Annotated in this window: 15 protein-coding genes; 1 reads left to right on the forward strand and 14 read right to left on the reverse strand. The window is 30.4% G+C overall.

The genetic code is table 11. The annotated features are described in order from the left end of the window. The 12 genes from M1G14_RS06710 to M1G14_RS06765 form a co-directional block, all read right to left on the reverse strand. Positions 1–401 (reverse strand): DUF389 domain-containing protein (locus M1G14_RS06710; protein WP_247926422.1); only part of this gene is annotated, 401 nt, incomplete at its 3' end. Continuing rightward, positions 398–721, reverse strand: a complete 324-nt coding sequence (locus M1G14_RS06715) for a potassium channel family protein (protein WP_001253404.1) — start codon at positions 719–721, stop codon at positions 398–400. The genes M1G14_RS06710 and M1G14_RS06715, both read right to left, overlap by 4 nt. 13 nt (positions 722–734) lie before the next feature. Further along, positions 735–1,076: a hypothetical protein gene (locus tag M1G14_RS06720; protein ID WP_247926423.1), complete on the reverse strand. Its 342-nt coding sequence runs from the start codon at positions 1,074–1,076 to the stop codon at positions 735–737. Further along, positions 1,001–1,303 carry a TMEM175 family protein gene (locus M1G14_RS06725; RefSeq protein WP_247926424.1) on the reverse strand — a complete coding sequence of 101 codons (303 nt, stop codon included), beginning with the start codon at positions 1,301–1,303 and terminating at the stop codon, positions 1,001–1,003. The genes M1G14_RS06720 and M1G14_RS06725 overlap by 76 nt, the downstream gene beginning before the upstream one ends. Positions 1,304–1,962: 659 nt before the next feature. Continuing rightward, on the reverse strand, positions 1,963–2,748 hold the full coding sequence (locus M1G14_RS06730) for an ABC transporter permease (RefSeq protein ID WP_003013947.1): 786 nt from the start codon (positions 2,746–2,748) through the stop codon (positions 1,963–1,965). 1 nt (position 2,749) lies between these two features. Continuing rightward, positions 2,750–3,544 (reverse strand): ABC transporter permease, encoded by a 795-nt coding sequence (locus tag M1G14_RS06735; protein WP_247926425.1) that lies wholly within the window; start codon positions 3,542–3,544, stop codon positions 2,750–2,752. Beyond that, positions 3,541–4,527, reverse strand: a complete 987-nt coding sequence (locus M1G14_RS06740; protein ID WP_003010129.1) for an ABC transporter ATP-binding protein — start codon at positions 4,525–4,527, stop codon at positions 3,541–3,543. The genes M1G14_RS06735 and M1G14_RS06740 overlap by 4 nt, the downstream gene beginning before the upstream one ends. Beyond that, the gene (locus M1G14_RS06745) at positions 4,520–4,723 is read right to left on the reverse strand and encodes a hypothetical protein (protein ID WP_003010127.1); all 204 of its coding nucleotides are present in this window, start codon (positions 4,721–4,723) and stop codon (positions 4,520–4,522) included. Before M1G14_RS06745 ends, M1G14_RS06740 begins: the two co-directional genes overlap by 8 nt. Before the next feature lie 777 nt (positions 4,724–5,500). Then, on the reverse strand, positions 5,501–7,216 hold the full coding sequence (locus M1G14_RS06750; RefSeq protein WP_141751557.1) for a hypothetical protein: 1,716 nt from the start codon (positions 7,214–7,216) through the stop codon (positions 5,501–5,503). 86 nt (positions 7,217–7,302) lie between these two features. Next, a complete protein-coding gene (locus M1G14_RS06755; protein ID WP_176745969.1) occupies positions 7,303–7,446 on the reverse strand; it encodes a hypothetical protein in 144 nt (47 codons plus the stop codon). Between the two features lie 212 nt (positions 7,447–7,658). After that, on the reverse strand, positions 7,659–7,934 hold the full coding sequence (locus M1G14_RS06760) for a hypothetical protein (protein ID WP_247926426.1): 276 nt from the start codon (positions 7,932–7,934) through the stop codon (positions 7,659–7,661). 51 nt (positions 7,935–7,985) lie between these two features. Then, a complete protein-coding gene (locus tag M1G14_RS06765; RefSeq protein WP_070590686.1) occupies positions 7,986–8,225 on the reverse strand; it encodes a hypothetical protein in 240 nt (79 codons plus the stop codon). Positions 8,226–8,508: 283 nt separating this feature from the next. Here M1G14_RS06765 and M1G14_RS10950 point away from each other — a divergent pair, with 283 nt between their 5' ends. Next, positions 8,509–8,934, forward strand: a complete 426-nt coding sequence (locus M1G14_RS10950) for a helix-turn-helix transcriptional regulator (protein ID WP_070590684.1) — start codon at positions 8,509–8,511, stop codon at positions 8,932–8,934. A gap of 646 nt (positions 8,935–9,580) precedes the next feature. On the opposite strand, the gene M1G14_RS06775 is transcribed toward M1G14_RS10950, so the two are convergent. Next, positions 9,581–10,216: an SdpI family protein gene (locus M1G14_RS06775; protein ID WP_070590681.1), complete on the reverse strand. Its 636-nt coding sequence runs from the start codon at positions 10,214–10,216 to the stop codon at positions 9,581–9,583. Further along, the gene (locus M1G14_RS06780; RefSeq protein ID WP_031572731.1) at positions 10,203–10,484 is read right to left on the reverse strand and encodes an autorepressor SdpR family transcription factor; all 282 of its coding nucleotides are present in this window, start codon (positions 10,482–10,484) and stop codon (positions 10,203–10,205) included. Before M1G14_RS06780 ends, M1G14_RS06775 begins: the two co-directional genes overlap by 14 nt. Between the last annotated feature and the right edge of the window lie 219 nt (positions 10,485–10,703).

A 10,703-nucleotide genomic window follows, 5' to 3' on the forward strand; every position in this document is an offset into this window, starting at 1 on the left:
GAACCGATCACACCAGCAATCCCACCAGCAATAGCAATGAGAACATCCCAAATGGTTGGAGAGGTTCGTGCGATCAACTCGCTACTTGCATAAGACAAGGGAGAAATCCAGAAATACAGAGTCGAGACAAGCAAACTGACCAACACTTGAGTCAATAAAACCTCTAGAGATTGCTTGATTAAACGCGTATCAAAAATAGCTAAACCGAATCCCAGTCCAACAATCGGTGTCATGAGAGGTGAAATTAACATGGCTCCAATAATAACAGCTGTTGAATTCATATTTAGACCGATAGAGGCAATAAAAATTGCACACATCAAAATCGCTGTATCTCTCAATCGAACATGAAGGTCATCGTATAATTTCTCACGGTATTCCCGTGTTGAATAATTGGCAGTCATTTGTCCTCTCCTCTTTCCTTATTTAAATCGGTATAATAATTAATAATAACAGCTGATAAACAGCCAAAAAATATGAGCCCATAAATCGTCAAGAAGACACTGGTAATCCTTCCAATCAAGGTCACAGCTAGGAGATCCCCGTAGCCGACAGTCGTCGAAGTCACAAAAGCATACCAAAGACCGTCTCCGTAATTTGTGATAGCAGGTTCAACTAGGAAAAGCACGCCTCCTGACCCAAAAACAAAGGTCACAAAACTCAGAGCAAACCGAGTAAAACCCGTAACCTGTATAATATGCCATAACATTTTTAAACGTCTCATTTGTTCTCCTTATTCATACTAGCTCCTGACCGAGCCGTTTTTTCCAATAATCAAAGTGAAGATAGGACATGATCTCCATCAGAGAAAGATAGACAAACTGATAGATCTGATTTAAGCTGATTATCAACTGATATTGTTTGAAAAATGACTGGAAGAAAGACCAGATATGACTGTCTTGAATCAGTCCCTTCTTAACATCAGACAGGATATTAGCTAAAGCTCCCAAGGACTGAAACGGTAAATCCTTGACATTTATATAGATCCGGTCCACCACATCATTCAGACTGGTATCTTGGATGGCATGAAATTCTCCAAAGAGAACTCCTGCCGCTCCAAGAGTAGAAACAAATCCCACCAAATAATTTCTGAGGAAATTTTCTCAACCTTTTCCCATAATGTGTTTAGTGCCATCCATAACGATCCCAACCAGAAAAAGGAAAGAAAACAAGCAAAGAAATTTTGCCGTAAATCCCAAAAAGCTTCAAGACTTGGTGTTGTTGGTTTTTCTAACTCTAAAATCAAGATGGTCATAATAATTGCTAGAACAGCATCTGTCAATACAATTAATCTGTCTTTCTTCATCGGATTGCATCCCCTTTCTTTTTTGTAACATTCTATCTTATCGCATAATATTGGATATTCTTTCATAATCCGACTACAAACAAAAATAAACCAAAAAGTCTGTCCCTATTATGCTATATTTAACTCTAGAAGTATTCATCCATCTAATTAATAAATATATCATATTTCACAATAAATGAATACTATCAAAGATTCATCCCCTTTCACTTCATCATTTAGTGTTGCTTAGATTTATCAAAAACAACCAAATTTGTATTAATTTCAAGTATCACCTAGTTACAAAAATTTGGGGTGAACAGAAAAAGCATCCCGTATTTTTGATACGAAATGCTTTCAATAAGTTTAAATAAGTTTTAACGTTTACTAAATTGTGATGCTTTACAAGCCTTTTTCAAGCCTGGTTTGACACAGTTGGATTTCAGGTACTTTCAGTTTAGCTTTATATCAACCATCATCAAAATCCAACTATTTTCTTATTTTAAAAAATATGAATAAGTTTGATTGAATGAGGGAATTTCTTTAAATTTTTTCTTAGCACCTATAAGTTAATAATACTATTCTTTAAATTATAGTTTATAATTATCTGATGTTTCAATGACCACAAAACAAAGTACAGCGAATCACTTCCTTTAGTCAAACATATAACTGAACAACATTGTTTATCTTCCTGCACTTTCATATTTTTTCAATCCTTTTCTAAAAATTGTACGACTGATAATAATCAAAAAAACTGTAAAAACTATTTGATAGAAAAATAGGTTCAATGTATCTTTCCCTAAAAATATTAATACTGCAGGATTGGCAATTAATAAATTGGGAACAAATAACATAGTGATCAATCTGTTAATACCTGTAAAAATATTATATGGATACTTAGAAATTCCAATATAATTCAAAAATACATCTACTTTTGAAAATTTAGTTGGGAACCAAAATGAACTAATCGTTATTAGAAACCAAATTGAATAATATATAATACAACCACACATTAAAGAAAGGATATAAAATAATATTTTTAATGAATTTAAATGTACATTTAAATTTCCATAACTTATAAAAATGATCGCAAGACCAAAAAAAGTATTCACGAATTGAACTAAATTAAATGATCTAAAAATATAGAACAACTGAGTATCAAACGGCCTCAATAAAATTTGATCCAAGTTACCACTCAAAATATCTGATTCTAAAATTCCCATACTTCTAATTAACAATCCCATCATAACTCCATCTACAATAGTGTAGGAACCTACCAAAAATAAAATTTGATAATAGTCCCAACCATTAAAAGAGTCTATGTTTAAGAAAATCAATCTAAAAAATACAATAGGTAAACCAATCCACAGTATCGACGAAAATAGACCACAAAAGAAGTCAAAATGAAAATTCATATCAGATTTAAAACCAAAATGAAGTAGCCTAAAAATTACTTTTATTCTAAACATTTTATCCTCCCACATTTGAGAAGTGCTCCACTCCTTTTCTCAATATGAATCTTGATATAATATAAAAAATGATGCACCAAATCAATTGAATACAAATAATTCTCAAATAGTCTATTAATTTATATGTATCATTACTAAACATCTGAAGCGGTTCATATACTAAGTATTTAAAAGGTAATACATCTAAAAACAGACGAAAATTATTTGAAAAAAAACTTAAAGGCAATAATATTCCTGATAAAAACTGAATTACTATTTCTTTAACAGTAAGGACAAAAAATATATTTTCTAACCAAAAAGAAAGCATACCTACACAACATGATATTAAAAACCATAGAACCATAGATAGAAAAATTGCAATACTTCCTAAAATAAGAATTTCAATGGTTAATAACTCATTCTTGTAATAAACACTGGAGAATAAAATGACAGGAATGATGATAAATAATAAATGAGCAAGCCTATCTCCAAGCATTTTACAAAAATAATACTTATAAAAAGTAACAGGTTTTATTAATATGCTAAAAAAATTTCCTGAATGAACATCGTCATTGATTTCCCAATCAACTGGATAAAAAACAAAATATGAAAAAATTATAGTCCCCAAATAGTATTGAACCATTGAGGTAAAATCATATCCTGCTATATTTATCTGGTTACTCTGATATATATACGTCCATAAAAATACTGATATCATAATTTGTATACTTGCCTGTAACATTAACAATAGTACACTTGATTTATAGTTCAAAATAGATCGAAATGATATCAGAATAATAGACATTTCTTTTTTCAATTGTGCTCCTTTTTTGTAAAATAGTTTTGTAAAATAATTTCTTCTAAAGAAAGATTTGATATTTCAAAATCTTCTATATCTACAAGCTTATTGATTGATTCTAATGTCTCAAAGACAAAATCTCTAGGTATTTTTAGTATACATTCCGATTTTGTTTGAGAAATGACTACTACTCCTTTAACAGAGCATAACTCTGGTACCAAATCTAATGTCATTTTTATCTTTAAATATTTAAAATCAGAAAATTTAGATAAAATAACATCCATTGACTCCTGCAAAATAATTTTTCCTTTGTCAATGACGATTAATTCGTCACAAACAGACGAAATATCATCCATATCATGACTCGTTAAAATAATAGTAGTATGACATTCTTCATTCATTTTCTTTAAAAATGTTCTGATATCTTTTTTAGACTGTATATCTAACCCTATAGTAGGCTCGTCTAAAAATAATATTTCCGGACTTGTTAAAGATGCCGCGATAAACTCCATTTTCATTTTTTGTCCAAGAGAGAGGGTCCGGACCTGCTGGTAAAGCTGATCTTTTACATTCAACAAATTGCTTAATTCCTGAATTCGTTCTTGTAAAATCGCCGGTTCTACCTCATATAAAGTACCAATCAATTGAAAATAATCCATAGCCGAAACATCTTGAAATAACTGTAATTTATTTCCTACTACTATTGAAATTTTTTTTCTAAAATTTATACTTCTTTTAAATGGAATTTCTCCATTCACTTCTAATTTTCCGGAACTAGGATAAAGAGTCCCAGTCAACATTTTAATCGTTGTGGATTTACCAGCTCCATTACTCCCAATAAAGCCAACTATACTCCCTCTCTTAATCGTAAAACTAATATCTTGAACAGCTCGAATCGTTATTTGATTACGTTTCAAAAATCTCTTGATAAATGGGAGTCTTGAATCAAAATTATAAAAATTTTTAGATAAATTCTGAGCATTAATAACTATTTCACTCATATATCTCTCCTTTCGATAAAATATATTTACTTGTACTTTTTCCATACTTTACCAAAATGCTAAAGATTGAGCTAAAATCTTCGGGATGGGTAAAATAATATTTGTCTTTAAAAAGTTTCTCAAAACCTTCAAGGCGATTATTGAAATCATTAAATTTTGTATTGTCTAGCTGGTTGAATGTCTCTTTAATATCCATAAACTTTCTCCGTGATTCTTTATTTCACTTTATAAATAGAAGAGTGTCTATATATTTATAGATCCTCAAGAACTTGCATTTTATCAAGTATAAGTAGAATAGTATGTAAGGGTTTACATATTCATATTGTATGATTATTTAAGGAATCCGTCAATTTTCCACATTATTATATGACAAAATGTATTTTTTAAAAATGCAAAAATCTATGAGCAAGATGTTTGACTTCCTTTTTTAAAGTATATATGCTTATATTAACCTCAGAAAAGAAAAAATGTTTGAACAGATATTCAATAATAATTACTTTTTTTAAAATTAAAATTCGAACTTTAAATTTTTATCTTTTTTATATTATTGAGTAACCTAAATTGCCCAATTTGTAAAATTTAGCTAGACAAAAAAAGACATCCAAGAGAAATTTCTTAAATGTCTGTAAACGTTGATATAAGCGTGTTGATTAACGTTTTGATAATTGTGATGCTTTACGAGCTTTCTTAAGACCTGGTTTGGAAAGTGTGAGTTTCAGTTGGACTAAAAACAGTGTAATATCAAGGATTTTCAGAACTAGAACCACCTATTCATTTCATAAAATATGAATCAGTATTTTTAAAATAGAGGAATAATTTAGTTCTTTATAAATTAAATAATCTCTTTATACTAGCGCTCTTTCCTATTTTTAAAAAATAGTAGAGAAAAAGGTAAAGATTAAAATAGCATCTAAATCTTTAAAAATTCTTTATCAAGCTTAAAACTTAATTTGAAATGGACATCTGATAATCTTTATAATAAAAAATCACCATTTTTATAAATCATTTTTTTGGGTCCTGATGGAATTATATTTAATTTTCCATCTTTACACATGGAAAAGGTCCCTTCCCAAATTTCATAAGGTATATTAGACTTAGTAAACTTATATTTAACTTTATCTGCCCTTCTGAAATAAACTCCTGAATATTTAGGTACACCAGTTGTAGAGTATTCAATATAGTCATCTTTCTCAGCAAAATAAAAATCATACTTACCACATTCTTCCTTAAAGTAATATATTGGAATATTAAAATCAGGAAATTTATTAAACTTGTTATTTATATACTCACATAGTTGATAAAAACCATCTGTCTCTGTTTGGACAACACTCAATTCCTTTAGATTTGACTCTGAAAAATTATATCCTCCCAGTAATAAATAGAAAACCAGAAGTGTACAATTTCTAGAATTTTCAACTTCATTCCAATTACATAAGTTATGTTTATGAAAATAACCATTTCTAAGACGTGGTATATCCGAGAGCGTTTCTAGTATAAAATGGGAAGTCTCATCACTTATTCCAGAAGCTAGCAGATCTTTATTTTTTACGTAACAACGACCCTTTTTAAAGTCACCGAAGAATCTTGTTAAAGCATTAAGATTTATGTTTTTTACCTTTCTTTCATCACTTAATAAATTATCTGTAAGGCGTTCACGACCACTCCCTGTATAAATCCTTCTTTCAACAGAATCTTTTTCTAATGTATGTAGACTGATAAAATAATAGAGAAATTGTTCGATTGCTTTAAAATACCCCATAGCAATCGAAGTTAAGTCAACATTACAAACATTTTGCAAAGACCAATATAACCATTCTGCAGTCATAAAACTCTGAGCAAAAACACTATTACCAATAAGAAGTTTATAATTATTATAAAAATGTCTATCTAATATCTCTTTTTGATCACTTGAAATTCTATTTTTAACATCTAGTTTGCTTACATCAATTTTTAATATCGTATCTTCAATAACTTTTCTATAGCTATATAAATTGTTTTGAGTCAAGGTCCTTACTATTTGAAAACCATAGTAGTCTTTAACTTTTTCAGCTAACTTTTCAGTATATGATTTGAATATGTCATATTCATCACAGTCAAAAAACATATTAAAAATTTGTTTCAATGAATACAATCCAGTTCCTTTAGTTGCATCATCAGAATTAGAATTATGATTAATTATCTCCTTATAAGCTTCGTCTTCTATAAATGAAATATGAAAACACTTTGTTAAATGATTTTCTTGCATTATTTTTTTTATTATCGATTTAGGAAATCTATTTTGTATTCCAAATTTCTTAAAAATATAAAGTATTTTCTCATTTTGTTCATTTTCGTAACTAAAAGCATAACATACATTTTCATTGCCTTGATCAACATAATCAAAAATTTCTTCATCATCTCCAATTGAATATAATTTTGCATCTTTTTCAAAGATTTGAATCCAATTTATGTTCACTTTATATTCTTCAAATAGATACATAATTATTTCTGGTATTGCTTCAAATATAGCAGATTCTGTACATTTCATAATGCTTTCAAAATTAAAATAATCATCACTATAAATGTCTATTATAGTGGACAGTCCAAATTTATCATTCGCTTCATACCCCCAACCATCACGAATCGATTTCAATTTGTTAAAGCAATTTTTCAATAATACTTCCTCATAGATTAAACTTGTATTTTTCATAAAGATACGCTCCCTGAAACTATTGAATGTAATGAATGAAATAAGTATATATAATGAAAAATTAGTGATTGCTTATTTAGCAATCACTAATTTCCTAATCGAGTGCTCACCGCTGTAGTAAGTACTCTTTCTGCTCCAGTAGCATCAGTCTTCAAAGACAAAATGATAAAGGCTACAGAAAGTCCAGCCGCCGCGACTGCTTTCCAGTCTAAAGTGACATTCAAGATCATAGCTCTACCCCCTTCTGAGCTTAACGCTCAATTTCTCTGGATAGACTATTTTAGTCAGCGACTTTTAATCCTGAACTAATAATAGTGTAACCGTTTTTATTATATTTGTCTACTTAAATGTAAAACTGTTTTGTATTTTTCTTTTATTCCAGAATGTTATGATCCTCTATGGTTAACTTAACAATGGTATATGCAATAATTATCTATGGTATTTATAATCCTAATCGTTCCGAATCCCAGTTTCCATATTCGTCATACCCAAATCCATCAGGATCCATTGCATCAATTCCACATTGCTCTAGAAACCTAGAACAGTCATGACAATAATAAGACTCATAGCTTTCATCGCTACCTTCCCAATCAATTTCATGCTTGGTAAACAACTCACCACACTCACTACATTCGTATAATTTTGACATAATATAAACTCCTATTTTTAATAAACAAGTATATGAAGCTTCTACATTATCAGATTCAGACTGATCCATGGTAAATACTGTGACTTCGGCTATTTTTATTAACGAAATTAAAGGATTAGCTTACTTTTCTCTTAAACAGTTTACAACTGAAAATGCATTAACTATCCCAATTTTATGTTTTTTATTAAGCAATTTTACACATTCAGAGAAACTCAAGTTGTTCTCTTTTATAAATTCAATTTCTTCCCCGCCATTCTTAATCATATAGTCTGCAAATTTTGATGCAATAATATATCTTCTAACAACTAAATAGATCAGTCCAAAAACCAACACAATATTAAATATTACTTGTAAATCCATTATGACTTTCCTCCTATAATTACACGGCAGGATATACTCTATCCCCAAAAAACTTCTGGTCATATTTCTGACACAGAATCTAGAACAAATATATGATTCACTTTATTTTTTATAAGCTAATCATAACTTTATTCCTCACTTTCTTAAGAATACCGATATTATAGTCCACTAATTTTATTTTGTCAAGTATTTTTTATCTAAATTATAATTTTGACCTAAACAATGCTTTTTAATGGTTCAAATTTCTGTTATAATGTAAATACAGAATTGTAGGTGTCGTGAAATGAAAAAAGAAAAATATCCCTCAAATGAGAAAACAAGACAAATACTGCAAGACAATTTAAAGTCTATCAGAGAGATCTTAAATTGGACAAGTGCAGATTTAGGTAATCTTATTGGAGTTACTAAACAAACCATTAGTAATTTAGAAACAAAGAATAGTAAACTAACCAAACTTCATTATATTGCAATACGAACGGTAGTTGATTTTGAAATTGAAAAACTAAAATCAACTGACTCTGATCGAGCCGAGCGTGCTTGCATGCTATTAGAAGTATTGTCTAAAGCTGAAGAAGAAAATCTAGCTTTTGATGAGATTTCTCAAGCTTCTAAATTAATTGTATCCTCAACGTCTGCTATGATTGCAGGTACTATAATTAGTGCACTGATCCCATTTGTTCTCAATGGATTTAATAAAAAAAATAAATAACGGAAACATTAGATTCTAGATGTCATCAAAAAATGAAAAGCGATCTTTTAACTGTAACTTGTTACGGCAAACAAGAAGCTTTTTCTTATATACTTATACTAATCATAAGAAGCCAATAATACAAAAGAGTAATTTAGTGAAAAAATTACTAACTAAAAAAAGACATTCAAGAGAAAATTCTTTAATCTTTGTAAACGTTGATACAATCATTTTGATTTAAGAAATAATATAGTGTTCATGTGCAGAGAATGTACTATAAGCTTTCCGAAAAATAAGTATTTTCCCGAAAGTTGAGAGTTTGAAATGATGAATAGGAAGTTAAGCAATTCTGTGATCAACTGAGTCATAGGAGTAAATCTCTTTCTAGTAATGTTTCGCAACTCTACTATAACGGATTTATTCCTTTTTGTGTTTACACAACTTATCTTACACTACCACATGATTCTTTAATGAAAACAAACAAATACTATGAAGAGCTATACACTATGCAATCTTCCTTATATTACAAAGAATTAAACTAACTTTGAATGGTTATCAGTATAAGAGCGTTTGTTTAGCCGCAATCTGATCTATTTTTATGAAAACAAGCAAAAACAACCGGAAAAGAAACAGTTCACGACTGCTTCTTCTCTGGTTGTTTTTTATACTAACGATTTTTCCGACTTAGTTGATAAGAATACAGGATCGGAATGAGAACAATGGTGAGGATGACGATCCCCAGTACATAAGGGACGGCGAACTGAAGACCAGCTTCAAGAAGGAGAATCAATCCTCCAATCACCCACAACTTCCCTGCCAAGCGATGGGTTTTGTGCCAGTTATCTTCACTCTGTAAGGTCCAAGGAAGGCGGATCCCAACCGTGTGGTTCACTTTCAACTTAGGCATGTAATTGCCCATGATCACAAAGATAAGACCCAGCAAAACTGAAACAAAAACTGATGGATTGGTAGTAGATCCTAGCGCCTTGCTATAGATGAGATAGGAGATACTTAAGGAAACGATTGGAGTCAACCAGTGGTTTACTTTGACCATTTTTTCATTCATCGTGCGATTCTTAGGATCCCGTCCGATCATAAAGATCACAAACAGATGCACCAAGAGAAGGAGGATAGGAAGGCCAAACACAACCAGGGGTTTTGATTGGAAGTTATCAGCCTGATCAGCAACATTAAAGTGAATTGGGATTTGGTTAGGTAATTGCGACCAAATCATCAGCCCCCAAAGCATGGGGAAAAGTATCACCATAGAAGTTAATATCAATAGTTTTTTATTCGTTTTCATCAGTAGAGTCTCCTTTCAAATCAACGAGCCAGACCATTAAATCCTCCAAGACTGAAGTATTGAGTTCATAGTAGATAAAATTCTTCTCTTTTTCCTCTCGAATTAAATCTGCCTGCTTGAGAAGGCTTAAATGATGGGAAATGGTCGCTCCTGCTACATCAAAGTGGCTAGCGATATCGCCAGCAGATAATTTCCCTGCCTTTAGCAGTTCTAAGATACTTCTTCTTATCGGATTGGATAAAGCTTTAAATGTTTGCGCAAAATTCATTCTCTATCTCCTCTAATCTATTTAGATATCTTTCTAAATAGATTGTACAACTCCACTATCATTTTGTCAACTCTATTTAGAAAAAAATCTAAATAGCTTCTGTTGTAAAAAATTATCAGACCTAAGACCGATTCTTATAAACAGCGTCTTTTCTTAAGTTTTCTTTAAGAAATCAGCCTTATAATAAAACCATCAAATGAAGACCTCCTAACTTTGTTT

The sequence above is a fragment of the Streptococcus parasanguinis genome, from assembly GCF_023109675.1.
GTDB classification, from domain to species: domain Bacteria; phylum Bacillota; class Bacilli; order Lactobacillales; family Streptococcaceae; genus Streptococcus; species Streptococcus parasanguinis_I.

Excerpts from the sequence above, each read along its gene's own strand:
- M1G14_RS06715 (WP_001253404.1), bottom strand. The coding sequence starts at position 721 with ATGAGACGTTTAAAAATGTTATGGCATATTATACAGGTTACGGGTTTT.
- M1G14_RS06725 (WP_247926424.1), bottom strand. The coding sequence starts at position 1,303 with ATGAAGAAAGACAGATTAATTGTATTGACAGATGCTGTTCTAGCAATT.
- M1G14_RS06730 (WP_003013947.1), bottom strand. The coding sequence starts at position 2,748 with ATGTTTAGAATAAAAGTAATTTTTAGGCTACTTCATTTTGGTTTTAAA.
- M1G14_RS06740 (WP_003010129.1), bottom strand. The coding sequence starts at position 4,527 with ATGAGTGAAATAGTTATTAATGCTCAGAATTTATCTAAAAATTTTTAT.
- M1G14_RS06745 (WP_003010127.1), bottom strand. The coding sequence starts at position 4,723 with ATGGATATTAAAGAGACATTCAACCAGCTAGACAATACAAAATTTAAT.
- M1G14_RS06750 (WP_141751557.1), bottom strand. The coding sequence starts at position 7,216 with ATGAAAAATACAAGTTTAATCTATGAGGAAGTATTATTGAAAAATTGC.
- M1G14_RS06755 (WP_176745969.1), bottom strand. The coding sequence starts at position 7,446 with ATGATCTTGAATGTCACTTTAGACTGGAAAGCAGTCGCGGCGGCTGGA.
- M1G14_RS06760 (WP_247926426.1), bottom strand. The coding sequence starts at position 7,934 with ATGGATCAGTCTGAATCTGATAATGTAGAAGCTTCATATACTTGTTTA.
- M1G14_RS06765 (WP_070590686.1), bottom strand. The coding sequence starts at position 8,225 with ATGGATTTACAAGTAATATTTAATATTGTGTTGGTTTTTGGACTGATC.
- M1G14_RS10950 (WP_070590684.1), top strand. The coding sequence starts at position 8,509 with ATGAAAAAAGAAAAATATCCCTCAAATGAGAAAACAAGACAAATACTG.
- M1G14_RS06775 (WP_070590681.1), bottom strand. The coding sequence starts at position 10,216 with ATGAAAACGAATAAAAAACTATTGATATTAACTTCTATGGTGATACTT.
- M1G14_RS06780 (WP_031572731.1), bottom strand. The coding sequence starts at position 10,484 with ATGAATTTTGCGCAAACATTTAAAGCTTTATCCAATCCGATAAGAAGA.